The organism is Rhodococcus oxybenzonivorans (assembly GCF_003130705.1).
Classification (GTDB): domain Bacteria; phylum Actinomycetota; class Actinomycetes; order Mycobacteriales; family Mycobacteriaceae; genus Rhodococcus_F; species Rhodococcus_F oxybenzonivorans.
The window spans coordinates 413690-433741 of sequence record NZ_CP021355.1 but is presented as its reverse complement, the minus strand read 5'-3'; the positions used below and the strand labels follow the sequence as shown (position 1 = coordinate 433741).

The window sequence follows — 20052 nt, the reverse complement described above, 5'->3', positions numbered from 1 at the left end:
GAGAAGAAGATGGAACTCTGTATCGGCACCTGCGCCAGGATCGACCAGGTCGCGATGGTGAAGCAGGCCGAGGACCTCGGGTTCTCGCACTTCGGTGTCGGCGAAGGACCCTTGCTGTTTTCCGACCCGTACCAGTACCTGGCGCTCGCAGCGACCCAGACCAGCTCGATCAATCTGGGCACCATGGTCACCAATCCGCTGACCCGGATCGCCCCGGTCACCGCGAACTCAATGGCCACCCTCAACGCCCTGGCACCGGGGCGCACCTTCCTCGGCATCGGCACCGCCAACAACGCGCTGCGCTCAATGGGTAACCGCCCCGCGAAGATCTCCGAACTCACGCACGCCATCGAGGTCTCGAGGGAGCTGATGGCCGGACGACGCGTCACCCACAACTGGCTCGGACAATCCCGGGAGGTGGAGTTCCTCGACAAGGAAAGCGGTTTCTACAACGTCACCGACCACATCCCGATCTGGGTGGCCGCCGGCGGACCGCGCGGACTCGCCGAAGCAGCCAAGTACGCCGACGCCGTCGTCTACTGCCTCGGACCGAACGTCGAGATGATCAAGCTGATCCGCAGTCGCCTCGACAAGGCGGTCGCCGGCGCCGGCCGAGCGCCCGGTTCGGTCAAACTCGTCTCCCTGTCCTGGTTCTACCAACTCGGCAGCGGTGAGACCTGGGAAGACGGTGTCACCAACGGCTTCGGTTCCGGACCGATCAGCTCGTGCATCACCAACGCCGGCCTGATGGACCAGCACCGCGACCAGCTGGGCGACCCCATCGTCGATGCCTCCATCACCGCCGCGCAGCAGTATTTGGGCGACCCGAAGGCCCCGGACCAGCCGCACTACCTCGACGTCTGGGCGAAGTACCTGCGCGGACTCGACCCTCGGCACCGGCCGATCATCACCAAGGAACTCGTCGACTACTGGTGCCTCTACGGATCACCCGCCGAGCTGCGGGACAAGGCCGCCCTGATGCGCGAGGCCGGCGTCGACATCCTCCAGGTCTTCCTGTCCAACCCCTTCACCGCGGCCCGTGACATCGACAACATCGGGCACTCGATCCTCGCTCACGTCTAAACACGCCCCCCGAACCAGGAGCTATTGATGGAACTCGACCCCCGCACCACCGCCGTCGTGGCCGTTCACTGCCAGGGCGACATCGTCGGCCCCACCGGCGCTTTCGCCGACTTCTTCCACCAGCAGGTGAGCGAACGCCGCGTCATCGACCAGATCGCCGCGCTTATCGCCGCGGCCCGCGAGGCCGGCGCCCCCGTGGTCTACACCCGGGTCGCCTGGAAACCCGACTTCTCCGACCTCGAGGTCAACTCACCGTTGCTGGGCATCGTCGCCCAGTCCGGCTGTCTCAAGGAGGGCAGCGAACTCGCCGAAATCGTCGAACCGCTGAAGCCGCACGGCGACGACATCGTGCTCACGCACCAGCGGATCGGCGCCTTCGCCGGGACCGACCTCGACACCATCCTGCGGGGCAAGGGCATCACCACACTCCTGTTCGCCGGTGTGGCCACCAACGCCTCTGTCGAGGGAACAGCCCGCGTTGCAAGCGATCTCGGCTACAGCGTCGTGATCGTCGAAGACGCGTGCTCGGCGGCCAACCCCGAAGCGCACGAGGCGAGCATCAACTCGCTCGGACTGCTGGCCGAGATCGCCACCGTCGACGACATCCGGACCGCCCTGACCGCATCGATCACCGGCACCACCGCCTGACCACACCGAACCGCAGCCGGCCGCACTGGTGTGGGCTCCCGTCGGCGCCCACACCAGCACTCCGTGTGCCTGACATCCCGCTATCCAGCCAGACGAACAACCCCTCAGGAGTTCCCTTCATGAAGTCGACCATGCGCGTTGCCCGCCTCCACGAGATCAACCAGCCGATGAAGATCGAGGAACTCCCGATCCCCGAACCGCGGGCGACCGACGTGCTGGTGCAGGTCAAGGCCTGCAACGTCGTACCGAACCTCTCCAACGTGCTCGCCACCTACAGCGAATGGTTCCCCTACCTGCCGCTTCCGGAGCTCCCCGCCATCTTCGGCCTCGACTCCGCCGGCGTCGTCGCCGCCGTCGGCAGCCACGTCACCGATGTCGCCGTCGGCGACCGCGTCTACGTCAACCCCGGTATCTCCTGCGGCGGCTGCCGCCCCTGCCGGCAGGGGCACGATCAGAACTGCGACAAGTACACCTTCATGGGCTACTTCTCCTTCGGCGCCGACGGCCAGGAGATCTTCGACGCCTACCCCTACGGCGGGCTCGGCGAGTATCTGACTGCGCCGCAACGCAACCTGGTGAAGCTGCCCGACTCCGTCAGTTTCGACGAAGGAGCCCGATTCGGATACCTCGGCACCGGATACTCGGCACTGCGCAAAGCCGGCGCCGGACCCGGCTCCACCGTCCTGATCGACGGCATCTCCGGAACCCTGGGACTGGGCACCTGCCTGAGCGCCCTCGCGCTCGGTGCGAGCCGCATCTTCGGCACCGGCCGCAACGCCGATCTCCTCGAGGACGTCCGATCCATCGCCCCCGACCGCATCCACGTCCTCCCCGCCGGCGGAGGCGACCTGCGCAGCTGGGTGCGCGAACACAACAACGGGGAGGGCGTCGACATCGTTATAGACTCACTCGGCCCCGGCGCCCCGGCAGAGTCGTTCCTCGACGCCATCACCACCCTGCGCCGCGGCGGCGTGGCCGTCGACATCGGCGGCATGATGGAGCGCCCACCGCTGGACATGTTCTCGCTGATGTGCAGCCAGATCAGCGTCCTCGGAAGCCTGTGGTTCTCCACCGCCGAGGCGCAGGACATGGCCGACCTCGCCGGCGCCGGTGTCCTCGACCTGTCGGTCTTCGAGCATCACAGCTTCCCGCTCGAGAAGATCAACGAGGCCCTCGCCGACCTGCCCGCCCGACACGGCGGCTTCACCAACTTCGTCAGCGTCCCCTGACCGCCCGTGCCCCGCACCCATGGTGGTGCGGGGCCCAACCACCGATCCCCGCAGGAGTGCTCGTGATGCGGGCCTTTTGGAACCGTGAGACACAGCGATACACCCGTCCCTGAGGGAGTGAACTGGCGACTGGCGGCCCTGTGCCGGATCGTCAGTCGCGCTTCCACCCCACCAACGAGCGCGGGCCTAAACGGCACAAGCGGATCGTCGAGGCGAAGAAGATCTGCTCCCAGTGCCCCGTTCGACAGGCGTGCCGCGACCACGCGCTCACCGGCCGAGAAGCCTTCGGCAGCTGGGGTGGAATGTCCGAAGAGGAACGCGACCACGTCCTCGGCCGCGGCCGTTCCCGACAGCCTGCCGAGCGCCCCCTTCGCCCAGCCAAATCCTCTGGCCGTCCTCAACCATGGGACGAGCAGCAAACACATCCTCGGCCCGCCAAGCCCGGTAATCGACCGACCTCGGCGCAAACGGCAGTCGTGACGAGAAGTGGGGTGAGTCGGTTGTCGCCGCCGTGGCATTGAAGGATCCCGCCAGCACGATCGATCCGGCGGTCATCACGGACGCTGTCCGTTTGCTCAAGGGCCCCGTGGCCGCGCCAAAGCGAATCCACTTCGTCACCGAGATGCCACTGACCCCCGTCGGAAAGATCAACAAACTGAAACTCCGTGAACTCATGGAGACGGAGGAAGAAAATGGGTGACCAGACTGATGCGCCGGAGCATCTGATCGATCACCGCGCCCGGATTGTGATCGCCACTGGCTCAGGTTTCCCCAGGGCAGTATCGGCAACGGCAGAACGGCTGCCATCCAGTTGGCACGGTCAGAGGACCGCGAATCGGGCGTTTGATCGTTTCGTCCGGATTTGGCCGTCGGTGCCGACGGGGTTGACACGGACCACTGTTCGCTCCGGATCGAGCGGGGTGTCGATCAGCGCGACCCGCGCCGCCTCCTTGTCCGCAGGCGCCACCCCGTCCTCGAGATCGAGGATCACGACATCCGCTGCCGCAGCCGCCTTCGCGTAACGCTCCGACCGGTCGGCCGGGCAGAACAGCCAGGCCGGTCCGGGCAGTGCCCAGCTCACGACGGCTTCTTCTGGACGAGGGTCTTGCGCACGGCGATCGCCACCACGTCGCCGTTCTGGTTGCGCCCGGTGTGCTCGAGGGTGACGATGCCCTCCCCCGGTCGGCTCTTCGACTCCCGCTTGTCGGCGATGCGTGTCTCCGCGTACAGCGTGTCGCCGTGGAACAGCGGTTTCGGGAAACTGATCTCCGAGAATCCCAGGTTCGCGACGATGGTCCCCTGGGTGAGTTGCGCGACCGACAACCCGACCAGCGTCGAGAGGGTGAACATCGAGTTGACGAGGCGCTCACCGAACTGGGTGCCCTCGCTGTAGGCGGCATCGAGGTGCAGGGCCTGGGTGTTCATCGTCTGGGTGGTGAAGAGGACGTTGTCGGCCTCGGTGACGGTGCGGCCGGGGCGATGCTCGTAGACCGCTCCGAGTTCGAACTCCTCGAACCACAGGCCCCGCTGCACGATTCGCGTGACGTCATGGGCAAGCAGGTCGGTCATGACGCATCTTCTTTCGTGTCGGTGGTGTCGGTGTGCGGGGTGACTCGTGCGAGCAGCTGGTCGACCATCACCTGGTCACCGGGTGCGACGAGGATGTCGACGACGCCGTCGATGGGTGCGGTGAGCGAGTGCTCCATCTTCATCGCCTCGACGACGACGAGGCTCTGGCCCGCGGTGACGTGGGAGCCCGCTTCGGCGCCGACGGCGATGACGGATCCGGGCATGGGGCTGGTGATCTCGGCCTCGCCGGCGTGGACGTCACCTGTGCGGACGCTGAGCTCCTCGACTTCCCGGAGCATCGTCGTGCCCTCGGATCCGGCGAGCCAGATGTGCCCGTCGGTCTGGGCGACCCGGTAGGTTTCACGTCTGCCGTCGATCACGACGGACAGGGTGGTTCCGTCGAGGGCCGCCGTCAGGGACAGGGTGTCGCCGTCCTCGACCTGCGCGGTGGCCTCGGACGGACTGCCCGTGATGCGCACGTGGTCGGTCCGCGTCGGCGATGCCAGCCGAATACTGGTGGGCGCGGGAACCCCGACCCGCCAGCCGCTGGGCACGTCCCACGGATCGGCCTGTGCACGCTCGGGCCAGCGCTGCAACCAGCGGAAAGCGGCCGCGGCGATGAGGGCGGCATCGGTGGCCTCCGCAGCGACGAAGTCCTCGAGCCGGCGGTCGAGCAGACCGGTGTCGAGGTTGCCCGCCACCACGTCGGGATCGGCGAGCAGGAAGCGCGCGAACTCGATGTTGGTCACCACACCGAGCACACCGGTGCCGGCCAGCGCCCGGTCCAGTTTCCGCAGCGCACCGGCGCGGTCGTCGGCGTGCGCGATGACCTTCGCCAGCATCGGGTCGTAGTCGCTGCCCACCACGGTGCCGGGCTGCAGCCCGGAGTCGACGCGGATTCCGGGGCCGGCGGGTTCGATCACGTCGGCGACGAGACCACCGGTCGGCAAGAAGCCTCGGCTCGGATCCTCGGCGTAGACGCGGGCTTCGATGGCATGTCCGGTGAGGGTGATGTCGCCCTGGGTGAAGCCGAGCGGCTCACCCGCGGCCACCCGCACCTGCCACTCGACCAGGTCCAGGCCGGTGACGAGTTCGGTCACCGGGTGTTCGACCTGAAGCCGGGTGTTCATCTCCATGAAGAAGAACTCGTCCGGCTTGTCGGCGGAGACGATGAATTCGACCGTTCCCGCTCCGGAGTAGTCGACGCTGCGCGCCGTGTTGCACGCCGCCTCGCCGATCCGGGCCCGCGTCGCCTCGTCGAGCAGGGGCGAGGGCGCCTCCTCGATGACCTTCTGGTGGCGACGCTGCAGACTGCACTCGCGCTCACCGAGATGGACAACGTTGCCGTGCCCGTCGGCGAGGATCTGCACCTCGATGTGCCGGGGCCGCAGCACGAATCGCTCGAGGAACAGGGTGTCGTCACCGAACGCGGACGCGGCCTCCCGGCGTGCACTGCGCAGGGCGTCGGCCAACGCCCCGGGCTCCTCGACCAGACGCATGCCCTTGCCGCCGCCGCCCGCCGACGGCTTGACGAGGACCGGGTAGCCGATCTCGCCTGCGGCCGCGATCAGTTCGTCGTCGGAGAGGCCGGGCCGGGCGATGCCGGGTACGACGGGCACGTCGAACTTCGCGACGGCGTTCTTGGCGGTGATCTTGTCGCCCATCACCTCGATGGCGTGAGCGGACGGGCCGAGGAAGGCGATGCCGGCGTCTGCGCAGGCCCCGGCGAACTTGGAGTTCTCCGACAGGAACCCGTATCCGGGATGGATCGCCTGAGCTCCGGTGGTCTGGGCGGCCGCGATCACCTTCTCGATCACCAGGTAGCTCTCCCGGGCGGCGGCCGGGCCGAGCAGCACTGCGGTGTCGGCCTCGCGGACATGCCGCGCGTCCCGATCCGCTTCGCTGTATACCGCGACCGAGCGGATTCCCATGGTCCTCAGGGTGCGGATTACCCGCACCGCGATCTCACCGCGGTTGGCGACGAGGACGGTATCTATCCGTGTCATGTCAGTCATGTCCGTTCACATCCGGAAAACGCCGTAGGAGACCGGTTCGAGCGGTGCGTTCGCGCACACCGAAAGAGCCAGCCCGAGAACAGTTCTGGTATCGGCGGGATCGATGATGCCGTCGTCCCACAGGCGGGCGGTCGAGTAGTACGGGTTGCCCTGCGCCTCGTACTGCTCGCGGATCGGCGCCTTGAACGCCTCCTCGTCCTCCGCCGACCACGGGTTGCCCGCACTGTCGAGCTGCTCGCTGCGCACCGTCGAGAGCACCGACGCCGCCTGCTCACCGCCCATCACCGAAATTCGCGCGTTCGGCCACATCCACAGGAAACGCGGGGAGTACGCCCGCCCGCACATCGAGTAGTTGCCCGCCCCGTAGGAGCCGCCGATCACGACAGTCAGCTTGGGAACCCGGGCACAGGCCACCGCGGTCACCATCTTCGCGCCGTGCTTCGCGATGCCCCCCGCCTCGTAGTCGCGGCCGACCATGAAGCCCGCAATGTTCTGCAGGAACAGCAGCGGAATCCTGCGTTTGTCGCACAGTTCGATGAAGTGGGCACCCTTCATCGCCGACTCGGCGAACAACACCCCGTTGTTCGCGACGATGCCGACGGGATGACCCTCGATGTGCGCGAAACCGGTGACCAGCGTCTTGCCGTACTCGGCCTTGAACTCCTGGAAGGTCCCGCCGTCGACGATGCGGCCGATGACCTCGTGAACGTCGTACGGGGTGCGCGGGTCGGTCGGGACCACGTCGTACAACTCGGCCTGCGGCGCCGACGCGGGGACGGCGCTGATCACATCCCACGCACGCGCGGCGCGCGGTCCGAGCGTGGCGACGATGTTGCGCACGATCCGCAGCGCGTCCTGATCGTCTTCGGCGAGGTGATCGGTCACTCCCGACACCTTCGAGTGCAGGTCTCCGCCGCCGAGGTCTTCCGCGGTGACGACCTCACCGGTCGCGGCCTTCACCAGCGGCGGACCGCCCAGGAAGATCGTGCCCTGGTTCCGGACGATGACCGCCTCGTCGCTCATCGCGGGCACATAAGCGCCGCCCGCCGTGCAGGAGCCGAGGACCGCCGCGATCTGCGGGATGCCCTGCGCGCTCATCGTCGCCTGGTTGTAGAAGATCCGGCCGAAATGCTCGCGATCGGGAAACACCTCGTCCTGCCGGGGCAGGAACGCGCCACCCGAGTCGACGAGATAGATGCACGGCAGCTGGTTCTGCAGTGCGATCTCCTGCGCCCGCAGGTGCTTCTTCACCGTCATCGGGTAATACGTGCCGCCCTTGACCGTGGCGTCGTTGGCCACGATCACGCATTCCCGGCCGGACACCCGACCGATCCCCGCGATCACACCCGCACCGGGGCATTCGTCGTCGTACAGGCCGTTCGCCGCGAGCGGGGCGATCTCGAGGAACGGGCTTCCGGGGTCGAGCAGGGTGTCTACTCGATCGCGCGGGAGCAACTTGCCCCGGCTCACGTGCCGCTCGCGCGACTTCTCACTACCGCCCAGAGCCGCAACGGCCAGCTTCGACCGCAGCTCGTCCACCAATTTGGTGTGCTCAATCCTGTTGCTCGGGTCATTGCCTAGCATCACGCCTCATCACTTCGCAGATTCAGTTAATGCCTCTTAACCTAATGGTGTTGCTACTGCATGACCCCTTCTCCCGTAGCGATAATTTGACGCAGGTTATATCCCTGCGGGATAGCGACCACTGCGGTAGCCGCCACTAACGTCGGCTCTGGATGTGATGGACATCGCATAACGAACGCGAAGGAGGCCGGCCAATGAGTTTCGGCGCTGTTGGTCTGATTGAAACGGTGGGGCTGGTCGGAGCGATCCAAGCGGCCGACTCGATGGTGAAGGCTGCCAACGTGGAGTTGGTGGGTTACCGCACTCTGCGAAATGGCCAGGTCACGGTCATGGTGCGCGGTGATGTCGGAGCGGTGAAGGCCGCGGTCGACGCGGGCGTCGTTGCCGCCCGCGAAACCGGGGAACTGGCTACCTCGCATGTCATCGCTCGCCCGCACGGTGATACCGAGGACGTGCTGTCGGCCGCGATTCCCCCGGTCAACTGACGCCATACGGGACCACATCGTCGAGGTCCCGTGGCTGTGACAGCCACGGGGATCTCGACGATTACGGTGAATGATGGAACTAGGTGAGCACGCTGTCGACCCACTCGATCGCCGTGTCGCCGTTCCATCGGAGCAGTGACAGCGTGGGGTGACCGCCGCGCACATGCGCGATGTCGGAGCCCTCGACGATGGTGATATCTGGGGACGGCAGGTCCTGTACCGGCAACGCATCGGCGTGCCGATCGAAGGCGGCGATGAACGGCAGCAGGGTTGGTGCCGTGCCGGCGAGCGTCCACGGCGCCGCGACCAGAGGTCGCACTTGCTCACCGGGCAGATTGGGCACGTTGAGGTTGAACACCGATCCGGCATCCGCGCTCATGATGTTCGGCAAGATCGCGTCGACCACGGCCGCGGCGGTGTCCCAGTGACGTGCGGCGCCGACCGCCGCGGGCTGTTCGATCTCGAAGTCCAGGTGCAGCGATGCCGCCAGCGCGGTCACGCCGTGGACTCCGGCGACCATTGCCGCGCTGGCCGTGCCCGAATGCAGCACCGCTGCACCAAGGTTCGAACCCTCGTTGATACCGGACAGCACGAGGTCGGGCACCGGGCCGAAACGGCCGAGCACGGCAGCGAGTGCGATCATGCCCGGATGCGCCGCCACAGCATAGGCCTCCACTCCAGGTAGACCCGGCAGCCGACGATGGCTTACCTCGATGCGCTCGTCGACCAGGAACATCGTCAGACCGCCGGCGCAACCGCTGGCTTGACGGTGAGGAGCGGCGACCGTGACGTCATACCCCTGCTCGCATGCGGTATGAGCGAGAGCGAGCAACCCTGGCGCGTCGATCCCGTCATCGTTGGTGACCAGTACATGTGGTCGGCGCCTCATGGCATCGCCAACCGCACGGCGAGCAGCAGTTCGTTGTCCGCGGCGGATTCGGTGCCGTTGACCAACGGCTCTGCCCTGGGCGCCGAGACAGAGGTCGCGTGCGGCTGCGAATTTTGTGTCGCCGGCGGCCGGTGCGCAGTGATTCGTGCTTGTAAGGCCTTCGCTCCGGAAGTTCTGCGCTGCACCCGCGCCGGCACCTCCTGCGGCGGCAACGCTACGACCGGTGAGGCCGGGCACGCGCATGTCGATGTCTCGGGAGCATAGGCGAATAGATGCGCCAAAATTTCCTGCGGCCAAATCGCGACGAACTCCGCGCCCGCGGCGAGTAGTTGCTCTTCGGTATGCATGCCCCAGGCGACTCCGACCGCACGGATCCCGGCCCTCACTGCCGCTTCGACATCACCGACCGTGTCGGTGATGATGGCGGTCGCCCCAGCAGGGACCGCACCGCCGGTCGCCGATTCGTCGTAGAACGCCTGGCAGCGCCGACCAGAGCCCTGAGCGGCGTCGTCGAGGAACCGCTCGATGCCCTTGGCCTTGTCGGGTTCGACGTCGCCACCGAACACGTGCCCGAAGCAGTACTCGAGCTTGTTCTTGCGCAGGATTCTGCGGATGACTTCCGTCGAGTTCGACGACAGAACAGCCAGTGTCGCATGTGGCACCAGCGATTTCACGACGTCGACCATGCCGGGGATCATCAGCGGGGCGTAGTCGGCGCCGAGGCTGCGCATGAAGTCCTCCTCGACCACCTGCGCGTGCTCGGCATCTCGGCAGAGACCGCGCAGGGAGACGAAGAAGTTGTTGGCGAACATCTCGTAGAACTGCTCGGGTGTTGTGACACCGAGATGGTGTGCGGCACTGATCTTTTCGAAAACGCGCCAGGATGCCTCTCGGGTCTGGACGAGAGTGCCGTCGAGGTCGAAGATCACAGCCTGGGGCGGCTCTGGTCGGCACACGGTCAGCTGCCGGTCGCGTCTGACGCGCTGTAGATCTTGCACAACTGCTGGGGGCCGATGAAGTCCTGGATCTCGCCCCACCCGCGTTGTGCTCCCGAACGCCATTCGGCGAGCACGTTGTATCCCACCGTGCCCGGGCCGGCCTGCCAGGGGAAACTCGTCCGCCCGAAGCCTTGGAGCTCGTACACTCGGCCCTCGCTGTCGGTGAGTTCGAGTTCGACGGATTTCGCGAAGAATCCTTCGCGGATCGTGCGGCCGCGGCCTGCGGCCAACCCGTACAGCTCACCCTTGTCGACGACGTAACCGTGTTGGAGGGTCAGTTCGGTGGCGGCGTCGGGGCCACCGGTGGGATCGAAGTCGAAGATTCCGTGGATGGCGAAGTCCTTGGAGAAGTGCGCGTGCAGCCAGCTCATGGTGTGCCCCTGGTGCTCCGAGCGCAGACCCCAGCTGTGGTCCATCGTCGAGATGCAGTCGACGGCGTACTTCTTGCCGCGCAGGTTCACCTCACCCACGAAGTGGCCCGACTGGTCGAAGTGCCCGGCGTACGCCTCGCCCCACGCAAACACGCCTTCGTCGGCTTGCTTGGCGACGATCGGATCCTGTTTGGGGTCGTGAATGTCGAAGGCGTCGGCGATCGCGGTGTAGCGGAAGGCCAACGAGACGTCGTCACCGTTGTCGAACTCGACGTCCCACACCCGGTTCGGCTCGCGGCAGACCACGTGCAGGCCGTTGTTCAAACGGTAGTCGCGCAGGTTGCGGGGTTCCGGAATCGGAAGGTGGTGCTGGGCGTCCCAGTACTCGGCTTGCCAGGGCGCCTCCACGAACTTCGAGTTCATGGCGATCGTGGAGATCGCGACGCCCGCGTTCGGTCGGAACAGCGCATAGACGCCGACGTTCAGGGTGGCTTCCGGGATGTAGAAGCCGAAGAAGTTCGTCTCCGTCCATGTGGGATCGTCGCTGGTGGGGGTGTGGAAATCGGCGTCGATGTCTTCGATCATCTGACTCTCCTAGGCTCTGGCGGTTGCCGCACGGTGTGATTACCCGACGCGGTCCTCGTCACCGCACACCTTGCCGAAGCCGAGATGCCCCCGCCACATCCTCGTGGGATAACTGCCCGGGCGAGAGCTGTCCCGCAGAGATAACGACCTTGTGGGGTGCGTCACCGTAGCGTCCTCATCGATGCACTCCCGGGTCACAAGGGGGTGAGCGGGAGTGCATCGATCCCCGTTCGTTTTCGGCGACCAGTAGAGAAGGCGGTCCTCACGGTGAGACTTGCACGTGTTGTCGGCCAGGTGGTGTCCACCGCCAAGGTTCCCGAACTGTCGGGAACGACGATTCTGGTCGTCGAGGATATCGCCCCCGAATCAGATGGCGAGAGCGGGCGGTATGCCGCTGTCGACCTCGTCGGTGCAGGGCAGGACGAGGTCGTCCTGGTTGTGTCCGGAAGCGCGGCACGAGTGGACCAGGCCACCACCGGTGTCCCGGTCGACCAGGCGATCGTCGCCATCGCGGACACGATCGTCACTCACGGTGAGGTCACGTATTCGAAATGACCACAGAAACTGACGCAGTGTCCACACCACCCGTCGATTCACCCAGCAAGACCACAAATGGAGGAAAGACCATGGCAACCACTCAGACCACCCTGCCCGCCCGCGGCGCCGGCGCCCTCGGCCTGATCGAGACCAAGGGTCTCGTCGGGGCGATCGAGGCAGCCGACGCCATGGTCAAGGCGGCCAACGTCCAACTGCTCGGGCACCGCGAGATCGGTGGAGGCTTGGTCACCGTGATGGTCCGCGGTGACGTCGGCGCAGTCAAGGCCGCCACCGATGCCGGCGCAGTTGCCGCAGGTAAGGCCGGCGAGGTCGTCTCGGTGCACGTCATCCCGCGCCCGCACGACGAAACCGAGAGTGTGCTGTCGAACCTGACTCAGCCCAAGGGTGCTTGAGAATCGATCTCGCTCGGAGCGCAGCGACCTCTGTCTGCGCTCCGGACCGAGCCATGGAAGGTAGAAGACCGTGACAGCAACGCTTGACGCGGACCTGGCGGCGCTGGTTGATGTTCGCGCGCAGGTTTCCGCCACGAAGAAGGCATTCGACGCGATCGAAGGCGCCGACCAGCAGTGGCTCGACAACATCGTCCGGGCCATGGCGAAGGCGGGTTACGCCGCTTCCGAAGAGCTCGCCCGGATGGCGGTCGACGAGACCGGCTACGGCGTGTACGAGAACAAGATCATCAAGAACCGGTTCAACACCGGTTTCGTGGCGGAGTGGATGCTCGAGCGCCGCGCGGTCGGCGTGCTCTGGGCCGACGAGGAGAACAAGGTCACCGCGGTCGGGTCGCCGATGGGCGTGATCGCTGCGATCATTCCGGTCACCAACCCCACTGCGACCGTGTTGTTCAAGAGCCTGGCCGCGGTCAAGGCGGGAAACGCCGTGGTGCATGCGCCGCACCCGCGGGCGGCGCGATGCTCTGCCCGGGCGGCGGAGATCATGGCGGAGGCGGCGGTGCGTGCCGGTGCCCCGGAGAGTCTGGTTTCCTGCCTGCAGCAGCCCACCCTGGAGGCGACCCGGGAGCTGATGCGGCACGGAGATGTCCGTCTGGTTCTTGCCACGGGCGGTCCCGCCATGGTCGCCGCCGCCTACTCGAGCGGCAAACCGACCATTGCGGTCGGCGCGGGGAACGTCCCGGCGTACGTCGATTCGTCGGTGACCGATCTCGCCGAGACCGCGACGATGATCGTGACCTCGAAGTCCTTCGACAATGGCACCGCCTGTGTCGCCGAGCAATCCGTCGTGGTCGCCACCGCTGTCGCTGACCGGTTCGTCGGGGAACTCTCCCGCGCCGGTGCCGCCTGGTTGACCCCGGACCAGCAGACCGCGTTGACGAAGACTCTGTTCGACGAGCGCGGCGGACTGCGCGCGAACGCGGTGGGTCAGTCCGCGGTCCGGCTGGCCGAGATGTCGGGGTTCACCGTCCCGGCGACGACGAAGGTACTGGCCGCGGAGATGACCGAGGTCGGCGACCACGCACTGCTCTCGCGGGAGATCCTCGGTCCGGTGCTGACCATCTACCGGGAGGCGGATTACCAGGCCGGGTGGCGGCGCTGCCGGGAGATCCTGGCGCTCGGTGGTGAGGGCCATACCGTGGCCGTGCACAGCTCCGATCCGACGGTGGTGGCCAAGTTCGGGGAACTGCCGGCCGGCCGCATCGTCGTCAACACCCCCGCCCTCTTCGGTGGGATGGGGTATTCGACGAACGTCGATCCCTCCTTCCAGATCGGTACCGGAACCTGGAGCGGGTCGATCTGCTCGGACAACGTCACCCCGCTGCACCTGGTGAACATCAAGCGCATCGCTCACGAGGCCCGGCCGTGGCGTGGAGTGTTCGACTGATGTCTTCCGAGAAGATCGCGCAGACACTCGAGGAGGCGCACCAGCACATCCGTTCTGCCAGAACGGATCACGACGGTGATCTGCGCACCGGCATCGACTTGGGGACCGCTACCTGTGTGATCACCGTGGTCGATGCCGCGGGCCGACCGGTGTGGATCGATTTCGATCGCACCGCCGCCATCCGTGACGGTGTCGTGGTGGACTTCGCCGCAGCGGCTGCCGCGGTACGCAAACTCAAGGCCACCGCCGAGGCCGAACTGGAGATCGAGCTGGTCAATGCGGCCACCGCTTTTCCCCCGTGCATCGGGGAGGCCGACAGCCGGGCTTGCCGGTTCGTCCTCGAGAGTGCAGGCTTCGACGAGGTCACTTTGGTCGACGAGGTCAGCGCGGCCAACAAGACCCTCGAGGTCAACGACGGGGTGGTCATCGACGTCGGTGGCGGCTCAACCGGGGTGGGGGTCTTCGAATCCGGGCAATTGACTGCCCTCGATGACCGGCCCGGCGGGGGACACCACCTGGACCTCATTCTCGCCGGCGCCTTGGGGGTCACCGTCGCCGAAGCCGAGGAATGCAAGCGCGCCGGTTCCGGCGACTACCTCGCCATCCTACGGCCGGGAATCGAGAGGATCGGCTCCTCGATACGGGATCTGACCCGAGGTGCCGAACACCTCGACCTTCATCTCGCCGGGGGCGCTCTGATGCTTCCGGGCGCCGATACGACCATCAGCAAATACCTGGGGCGGCGCGTGCGGGCTTATCCGCACGCGCTGCTCATCACTCCATTGGGAATCGCGAGGTACGCGTCATGACAGGCACAGCCACACTCCGGACATACGCATTCATCGATCGAATGCAGCCGCAGTGTGCGGCGCACGTCGCTGCCACCAGTCCCGGCGACCCGCCGTTGGCTGGCATGTCAGAGTTGTTCGTCGAGATGGCCCCGGGTAATGAGGTATTCCGGGCGGCGGACATCGCATTGAAGTCATCCAGTGTGCGGCCCGCCCTGCAGATCATCGAGCGAGAATTCGGCCTGCTCGAGATCCACTCCGAGCATCAGGCGGATGTCCTGGCGGCCGGCGAGGCTGTGCTCGACGCGCTCGGCATGAAGGAAACCGACCGGATCAAGCCGGTCGTTGCCTCGACCCAGTTCATCACCAACGTGCACGGATACCAGGCGCAGCTGCTCAACAAGTGGCGCAAGGGCACGCTCCTGATGCCGGGGTCGAGCCTGTTCGTCATGGAAGTTTCCCCCGCAGCGTATGTGGCGCTGGCCGCGAACGAAGCGGAAAAGGCCGCCGACATCGATGTCATCGAGATCCGCGCCGTGGGCCGGTTCGGTCGTCTGTTCCTGGCCGGCAGTGAAAGCGAAGTGGCGACCGCCCGCGATGCCGCGGTCGCCGCCCTCGAATCTCTCGAGGGGATTGAGGAGGCCCGGCGATGACCGTCTTCGGCGTCGACGCGGTCGAGTCCGCCGGGACCGGCGAGCTGGTTGTCGGCGCGAAGGACATCATCACCCCGCTGGCACGGGAATTGGCCCGTGAACGCGGCGTGCGAATCGTCGTCGCTACCGCCCGCCCGGCCGCCCCGCTCGCCTCGGCGAACCAAACCACCCCGGTCGGCTCGGCCACCTCGAACGGGTCGACCCACCCGTCGCCCGCCCCGGTGACACCGGTGTTCACTCGATCCTCGTCGAACGACGCGCACACTCCCCCGGCTCCGCTTCGGCCGCCTGCCCCGGCTCTGTACCGGCGCGGGGCGCCGTTGCATCCCTCCGTAGCACCTGCCGCGCTGCATCAGCCCGCCCCCGACGCCCCGAGGGCGTAGGCACCGGGAAGTCGGTCAAGCGCGTGGTGGTCGTCGGCGCCGGGCATGTCGGAATGATCACCGCGATGAAGCTCGCCGAGGCGAACATCATCGAGGAGGTCGTCCTCGTCGATATCGCCGAAGGCCTGGCGGCGGGGATCGCGCTGGATCTGACCCATTCGACGGCGCTGCTCGGCTTCGATACCAAGGTCCGTGGGGTGACCAGCCTCGCGGAGGCCGGGTCCGCCGACTATGTGGTCATCACCGCAGGCCGTGCCCGCCAACCCGGGATGAGCCGAACCGATCTGGTGGAGGTGAACGCCGCCATCGTCGGCGGCATCGCCCGCGAGGCGGCCGCGATCTCACCCCAGACGGTGCTGCTGGTGGTCACCAATCCGCTCGACGAGATGACCCACCATGCCTGGCGCGCCTCCGGACTGCCCGCCGAGCGGGTAATCGGGATGGCCGGGGTGCTCGACAGCTCCCGCTTCCAGGCGTTGACCGGGTTGGCCGCCGACTCCTCCCCTTCGGCAGTGAGCGCGTTGGCATTGGGCAGTCACGGCGACGAGATGGTCATCCCGCTCTCCCAAGCCCGGGTGGGCGGCACCACGATCACCGCCGCGCTGCCGGAGGCGAAGGTCACCGCACTGGTCGACCGGGCCCGCAACTCCGGCGCCGAGATCGTCGGACTACTCAAATCCGGTAGCGCGTTCTTCGCTCCCGGTGCCTCCGCCGCGCGGATGGTCTTGGCCATGGCCACCAATTCCGACGAGATCATCGCCGCAACCGTGCGTGCGCACGGGCAGTACGGCATCGCCGACGGCTACGTCGGCCTGCCCGCCCGGTTGGGGCGCACCGGATTGCGGGAGATCGTCGAGCTGCCGCTGGCGGCGGACGAGCTAGCGGCAGTGCGCACGGCCGCCGCCCGGATCGCGGAACGGGTGGCCGACCTCGAGCGAACATCGGCACCGTCATGAGAGCGGTGGTGTTCGCCGGCGTCGGCGCCGTCGAGGTCTCCAGTGTGTCCGATCCCGTTCTCGTCGATCCGACAGACGCTCTGGTCAAGGTGCATCGGGCGGCGATCTGCGGAACCGATCTGCACACGATCAGCCATCCCGACGGCATGCACCGTGGAGCCGTTCTCGGGCACGAGTTCACCGGCACCGTCGTCGCGGTCGGGTCCGCGGTGCGGACCTTCGCGTCCGGAGATCGCGTCAGCGGCGCCGACTTCACCGCGTGCGGGCACTGCTGGTGGTGCCGTCACGGCAACCACTGGGAGTGTAGTCAGCGCCAATTCTTCGGCACCGGAGAGGCTTTCGGTCCCGCACTAGCGGGCGCGCAAGCAGAGATCGTCCGCGTACCGCACGCCGACGTCGTCCTGCATCCGATCGCGGACGGGGTCTCGGACGAGGCCACCCTGTTCTTCGGGGACGTGCTGGCAACCGGGTACGCGGCGGTACAGCGGTGTGACCTCTCCCCCGGCGACACCGTCGCGGTCATCGGCGGTGGTCCGGTCGGACAGCTGACCAGCCTCGCCGCGCAGGCCTGCGGGGCCGGGCCGGTCGTGTTGGTCGAACCGGTCACCGAGCGGCGAGCGATCGCCCAGGCGCATGGCGCCCTGGTTGCGACCCCGCAGGAGGCTCGCCCTCTCATCGATGCCCTCACCGACGGGCGCGGCGCCGATGCCGTCATCGAGGCCGTCGGCGGCCCCCGCGGACTCGACACCGCGTTCGGGTTGGTCCGCCGCCGCGGAACCGTCGTCTCGGTCGGAGTGCATCAACAATCGACCTGGCCGTTACCGGTGGGACGGGCGTTCGCCGACGAGCTGACGCTGCGCTTCGCGATCGGGAACGCGATCCGCGATCGTGACCAGCTCTCTGGTCTGGTGGCCTCCGGGGCGATAGACCCGACCGTCATCATCGACCTGCGAGTCGGCCTCGAGGACTCGCCCGCTGCGTACGAAGCGATGACCGAGCGCCGTACGCTGAAGGCAGTCATCGAGGTGTCCTAGGCACACTACCGACGAGGCGGCAATGGACGACCCGAGCAGATCCCGGCACGGCGGTGGCCCGCAGACTGCGCAGCGCTCTCCGCGGTCACACGAGGCGACCCCGTTCGGCACGATGCCGAACGGAGCATTTCCCGTCGAGCGGCTGTGGGACCTGCTGGCGACCTTGCCGGACACTGCTGCCGCTGCCGCTGAAGCCGTTGTGACCGCGTTCGGCAGCAGCCTTCCGGTCACCGTCTTCCACCGTCATGACCTCGACTGGTCCGTCCTCGCCGGCAGCAAAGCCCGCGCCGACCAGACCGAATTGACCGCCCTCGAATGCGCCGCCGGGCCGCTCATGCCGCGCGCGGCCACGGTGGGCAACGTCGCCGTCGTCGTCGACGCGGCGGTACCGGACGAGATGGTCGCGGCGCACCGCACTCTGCTGGCCCAGCTGTGTGTCTGGATCGACCTGACCGCCCAGGCACATGCCTCCACCGAGGAGTTTGCAGCGCTCGACGACGAGGCCGAGGTCATGCGCACCGTGGCGCACCAGATCCTCAGCGCCCATGACCTCGACCAGGTGCTTCTCAACATCACCACCCAGACCCTGCGCATGTCCGACTCCGACATCTGTGGCGTCTTCCTCCGGGAGGGTGAGGAGCTGCGCATGCGCAGCTGCGCCGGGCACCGAGTGATCGACACCGCGCGGCTGCGCATGAAAAAGGGGCAGGGCGTGGCCGGACTGGTCTTCGAGACCGGCAAGGTCGCCAAGATCGACAGTTACCTTCAGGACGCCACCATCAGCAAGGATTTCATGTCCCTCGCCGAACAGGAAGCGACTCGTTCGGCGCTGGCAGTGCCACTGGTGGTGCACGGAGACATGATCGGTGTCCTCGAGGTGTGGCGGCGCCGCTACTCGTCGTTCACCGACCGCGACGTCCGCAGGCTGGTGGCGTTGGCCGACCTCGCGACCATCGCCATCGAGAACGGTCGGCTCTACGACGCCCAACGAGCCACCGTCGACGAACTCGACAACACCCGCATTTCCCTGGAACGTCAACTACGCCTACTCAACCGTTCCTCCACCCTGCAGCATTCGTTGATCGAGATCGTGCTCGCCAACTCCGCCGTCACCAGCTCCGTCGCCCGCACCGTCGGAACCGAGCTGGGCTGCGACGTCGCCATTATCTCCGACACCGGCGAAATCGAAGCCACCTTTCCTCGCACCTTCGATACCGCCGATCTGCTCGACGACGTGGCCGGCCGGAACGGTGCTCTTCCGAAACGTGCGACCAAGCTCGTGGCACGTGACGGCCGCACCATTTGGGCCCACCCGGTCGTGGCCGCCGAAAACCAGTATGGTGCAGTCTGTTTGATCGGCGGCAACGAGGACGCCGAGATCATGGAGGTCGCGTGCGGGCAGGCCGCCATGGTCTGTTCGCTCACCCAACTCCAGCAGCGCGCGGCGAGCGCCGCGCGCGCCGAAGCACTCGACCAGCTGCTGTGGGACCTGGTGGAAGGAACACCGGAGCAACGGTCCGCCGCCCGCAGCCGCACCCATCAGATGGGGATCCGGCTCAAGGGTTTTCACCGGGTCTTCTACGGGGTGCTCGAGAACACCGACACCATTGCCGCCCAGGAGGGGTGGACCACCTCCGCCGCGGACGCCCTGCGGCGCAACGTTCTCAACGGTGTTCGCGGCTGCACCACTCCGGCGCCGATGACGTTGACCAGTGTGCGGGGAAACTGGATCGTGGCCCTCGCCCCGATCAAGGACCGCGAGCGTGCCCGTGCCCTGCTGGACGAATTGAACAAGGTCACTGCGCGGTGCCACCCGGACCTGCACATCACCTGGGGGGTCAGTTCAGCACGCAGCGACCCGGGGGACTATCCGGCGGCCTTCGGTGAAGCGAAGACGGCGCACGCCGCCTCCCGTCGGCTGGGAACGGTGTCGATGTACGACGAACTCGGGATTGTCCGGCTTCTACTGGGGAGCAGCGACAATCCCGACCTGCAGGGGTTCATCAAAGAGGTGACCGAGCCGCTGCTCCAGTACGACCAGCAGTCCGACGGGTCCCTCCTCAAGACCCTCCGCACCTTCTTCGACGCCAACTGCTCACAGAAGGATGCCGCCGAGCGGCTCTTCGTCCATCCCAAGACCCTCGCCTACCGGCTCGAGCTGATCCGCAAACTCACCAATCTGGACTTGTCGCAACACTCGGATCGGATGCGCGCCGACCTGGCGCTGCGCTTGTTGCAGGTGACCGAGGCGGTCAGCGACTTGGACGGCCAATCGCACCCGCCATTCGGCTGAGAGTGGTGTGTGGTCCCCCGGTCCGGGTATTCACCACACACCACCCGTCGCCAGTTCGATCTGTGGCCCGGTTCTTGTTCTGAACGGCAGGA

At 66.8% G+C, this 20052-nt stretch carries 20 protein-coding genes and 2 pseudogenes; 15 read left to right on the top strand and 7 right to left on the bottom strand.

Translation table 11 applies throughout. The features are described 5' to 3' along the window. Positions 1-9 precede the first annotated feature (9 nt). The 5 genes and pseudogenes from CBI38_RS32975 to CBI38_RS32955 all read left to right on the top strand — a co-directional run. Positions 10-1083 carry an LLM class flavin-dependent oxidoreductase gene (locus CBI38_RS32975; RefSeq protein WP_109335718.1) on the top strand — a complete coding sequence of 358 codons (1074 nt, stop codon included), beginning with the start codon at positions 10-12 and terminating at the stop codon, positions 1081-1083. A 27-nt stretch (positions 1084-1110) separates the two neighbouring features. Continuing rightward, positions 1111-1731 carry a cysteine hydrolase family protein gene (locus CBI38_RS32970; RefSeq protein ID WP_109335717.1) on the top strand — a complete coding sequence of 207 codons (621 nt, stop codon included), beginning with the start codon at positions 1111-1113 and terminating at the stop codon, positions 1729-1731. 119 nt (positions 1732-1850) lie between these two features. Then, positions 1851-2960 carry an alcohol dehydrogenase catalytic domain-containing protein gene (locus CBI38_RS32965; RefSeq protein ID WP_109335716.1) on the top strand — a complete coding sequence of 370 codons (1110 nt, stop codon included), beginning with the start codon at positions 1851-1853 and terminating at the stop codon, positions 2958-2960. Between the two features lie 140 nt (positions 2961-3100). After that, positions 3101-3481, top strand: coding sequence for a WhiB family transcriptional regulator (locus CBI38_RS32960; protein WP_230990416.1), 381 nt, complete (start codon positions 3101-3103; stop codon positions 3479-3481). Beyond that, a pseudogene (locus CBI38_RS32955) lies at positions 3442-3660 on the top strand (AMP-binding enzyme); the annotation flags it as partial. The gene CBI38_RS32960 and the pseudogene CBI38_RS32955, both read left to right, overlap by 40 nt. A 168-nt stretch (positions 3661-3828) precedes the next feature. On the opposite strand, the pseudogene CBI38_RS32950 reads toward CBI38_RS32955, so the two are convergent. The 4 genes and pseudogenes from CBI38_RS32950 to CBI38_RS32935 all read right to left on the bottom strand — a co-directional run. Further along, positions 3829-4041 (bottom strand): annotated as a pseudogene (locus tag CBI38_RS32950) (aldolase/citrate lyase family protein); the annotation flags it as partial. Further along, the gene (locus CBI38_RS32945; protein ID WP_109335714.1) at positions 4038-4529 is read right to left on the bottom strand and encodes a MaoC family dehydratase; all 492 of its coding nucleotides are present in this window, start codon (positions 4527-4529) and stop codon (positions 4038-4040) included. The pseudogene CBI38_RS32950 and the gene CBI38_RS32945, both read right to left, overlap by 4 nt. Then, a complete protein-coding gene (locus CBI38_RS32940) occupies positions 4526-6535 on the bottom strand; it encodes an acetyl/propionyl/methylcrotonyl-CoA carboxylase subunit alpha (protein WP_109336108.1) in 2010 nt (669 codons plus the stop codon). Before CBI38_RS32940 ends, CBI38_RS32945 begins: the two co-directional genes overlap by 4 nt. 15 nt (positions 6536-6550) lie before the next feature. Next, on the bottom strand, positions 6551-8128 hold the full coding sequence (locus tag CBI38_RS32935; RefSeq protein WP_109335713.1) for a carboxyl transferase domain-containing protein: 1578 nt from the start codon (positions 8126-8128) through the stop codon (positions 6551-6553). A 194-nt stretch (positions 8129-8322) separates the two neighbouring features. On the opposite strand from CBI38_RS32935, the gene CBI38_RS32930 reads away from it, so the two are divergent. Beyond that, positions 8323-8613, top strand: coding sequence for a BMC domain-containing protein (locus CBI38_RS32930; RefSeq protein ID WP_109335712.1), 291 nt, complete (start codon positions 8323-8325; stop codon positions 8611-8613). 79 nt (positions 8614-8692) lie between these two features. Here CBI38_RS32930 and surE read toward each other — a convergent pair whose 3' ends face one another. The 3 genes from surE to CBI38_RS32915 are packed head-to-tail and all read right to left on the bottom strand — an operon-like array spanning position 8693 to position 11456. Continuing rightward, positions 8693-9502, bottom strand: a complete 810-nt coding sequence (surE, locus tag CBI38_RS32925; RefSeq protein WP_162603348.1) for a 5'/3'-nucleotidase SurE — start codon at positions 9500-9502, stop codon at positions 8693-8695. Then, a complete protein-coding gene (locus tag CBI38_RS32920; protein WP_162603347.1) occupies positions 9499-10458 on the bottom strand; it encodes an HAD family hydrolase in 960 nt (319 codons plus the stop codon). The genes surE and CBI38_RS32920 overlap by 4 nt, the downstream gene beginning before the upstream one ends. A gap of 2 nt (positions 10459-10460) precedes the next feature. After that, positions 10461-11456, bottom strand: a complete 996-nt coding sequence (locus tag CBI38_RS32915) for a DUF7064 domain-containing protein (protein ID WP_109335710.1) — start codon at positions 11454-11456, stop codon at positions 10461-10463. A gap of 267 nt (positions 11457-11723) precedes the next feature. Here CBI38_RS32915 and CBI38_RS32910 point away from each other — a divergent pair, with 267 nt between their 5' ends. The 9 genes from CBI38_RS32910 to CBI38_RS32870 all read left to right on the top strand — a co-directional run bounded on the left by CBI38_RS32910 (position 11724) and on the right by CBI38_RS32870 (position 19960). Next, a complete protein-coding gene (locus CBI38_RS32910) occupies positions 11724-12011 on the top strand; it encodes a EutN/CcmL family microcompartment protein (RefSeq protein WP_109336106.1) in 288 nt (95 codons plus the stop codon). Between the two features lie 71 nt (positions 12012-12082). Beyond that, positions 12083-12406, top strand: coding sequence for a BMC domain-containing protein (locus CBI38_RS32905; protein ID WP_109335709.1), 324 nt, complete (start codon positions 12083-12085; stop codon positions 12404-12406). 70 nt (positions 12407-12476) lie between these two features. Beyond that, positions 12477-13853 carry an aldehyde dehydrogenase family protein gene (locus CBI38_RS32900; protein ID WP_109335708.1) on the top strand — a complete coding sequence of 459 codons (1377 nt, stop codon included), beginning with the start codon at positions 12477-12479 and terminating at the stop codon, positions 13851-13853. Next, complete coding sequence (eutJ, locus tag CBI38_RS32895; protein WP_109335707.1) at positions 13853-14662, top strand: ethanolamine utilization protein EutJ; 810 nt, start codon at positions 13853-13855, stop codon at positions 14660-14662. Before CBI38_RS32900 ends, eutJ begins: the two co-directional genes overlap by 1 nt. Then, on the top strand, positions 14659-15294 hold the full coding sequence (locus tag CBI38_RS32890; protein ID WP_109335706.1) for a hypothetical protein: 636 nt from the start codon (positions 14659-14661) through the stop codon (positions 15292-15294). Before eutJ ends, CBI38_RS32890 begins: the two co-directional genes overlap by 4 nt. Further along, positions 15291-15677 carry a hypothetical protein gene (locus CBI38_RS32885; protein WP_109335705.1) on the top strand — a complete coding sequence of 129 codons (387 nt, stop codon included), beginning with the start codon at positions 15291-15293 and terminating at the stop codon, positions 15675-15677. The genes CBI38_RS32890 and CBI38_RS32885 overlap by 4 nt, the downstream gene beginning before the upstream one ends. A 23-nt stretch (positions 15678-15700) precedes the next feature. Beyond that, positions 15701-16633, top strand: coding sequence for a malate dehydrogenase (locus tag CBI38_RS32880; RefSeq protein ID WP_230990415.1), 933 nt, complete (start codon positions 15701-15703; stop codon positions 16631-16633). Next, complete coding sequence (locus tag CBI38_RS32875) at positions 16630-17667, top strand: alcohol dehydrogenase catalytic domain-containing protein (protein ID WP_109335704.1); 1038 nt, start codon at positions 16630-16632, stop codon at positions 17665-17667. The genes CBI38_RS32880 and CBI38_RS32875 overlap by 4 nt, the downstream gene beginning before the upstream one ends. Positions 17668-17689: 22 nt before the next feature. Next, positions 17690-19960 carry a helix-turn-helix domain-containing protein gene (locus CBI38_RS32870; RefSeq protein ID WP_230990414.1) on the top strand — a complete coding sequence of 757 codons (2271 nt, stop codon included), beginning with the start codon at positions 17690-17692 and terminating at the stop codon, positions 19958-19960. The last annotated feature ends 92 nt before the right edge of the window (positions 19961-20052 follow it).

Bases quoted from the DNA above. Each gene is read 5' to 3' on its own strand.
- CBI38_RS32915 (WP_109335710.1), bottom strand. From the start codon at position 11,456: ATGATCGAAGACATCGACGCCGATTTCCACACCCCCACCAGCGACGAT.
- CBI38_RS32890 (WP_109335706.1), top strand. From the start codon at position 14,659: ATGACAGGCACAGCCACACTCCGGACATACGCATTCATCGATCGAATG.
- CBI38_RS32885 (WP_109335705.1), top strand. From the start codon at position 15,291: ATGACCGTCTTCGGCGTCGACGCGGTCGAGTCCGCCGGGACCGGCGAG.
- CBI38_RS32905 (WP_109335709.1), top strand. From the start codon at position 12,083: ATGGCAACCACTCAGACCACCCTGCCCGCCCGCGGCGCCGGCGCCCTC.
- CBI38_RS32870 (WP_230990414.1), top strand. From the start codon at position 17,690: ATGGACGACCCGAGCAGATCCCGGCACGGCGGTGGCCCGCAGACTGCG.
- CBI38_RS32945 (WP_109335714.1), bottom strand. From the start codon at position 4,529: ATGACCGACCTGCTTGCCCATGACGTCACGCGAATCGTGCAGCGGGGC.
- eutJ (WP_109335707.1), top strand. From the start codon at position 13,853: ATGTCTTCCGAGAAGATCGCGCAGACACTCGAGGAGGCGCACCAGCAC.
- CBI38_RS32970 (WP_109335717.1), top strand. From the start codon at position 1,111: ATGGAACTCGACCCCCGCACCACCGCCGTCGTGGCCGTTCACTGCCAG.
- CBI38_RS32940 (WP_109336108.1), bottom strand. From the start codon at position 6,535: ATGACACGGATAGATACCGTCCTCGTCGCCAACCGCGGTGAGATCGCG.
- CBI38_RS32965 (WP_109335716.1), top strand. From the start codon at position 1,851: ATGAAGTCGACCATGCGCGTTGCCCGCCTCCACGAGATCAACCAGCCG.
- surE (WP_162603348.1), bottom strand. From the start codon at position 9,502: ATGAGGCGCCGACCACATGTACTGGTCACCAACGATGACGGGATCGAC.
- CBI38_RS32975 (WP_109335718.1), top strand. From the start codon at position 10: ATGGAACTCTGTATCGGCACCTGCGCCAGGATCGACCAGGTCGCGATG.
- CBI38_RS32875 (WP_109335704.1), top strand. From the start codon at position 16,630: ATGAGAGCGGTGGTGTTCGCCGGCGTCGGCGCCGTCGAGGTCTCCAGT.
- CBI38_RS32930 (WP_109335712.1), top strand. From the start codon at position 8,323: ATGAGTTTCGGCGCTGTTGGTCTGATTGAAACGGTGGGGCTGGTCGGA.
- CBI38_RS32935 (WP_109335713.1), bottom strand. From the start codon at position 8,128: ATGCTAGGCAATGACCCGAGCAACAGGATTGAGCACACCAAATTGGTG.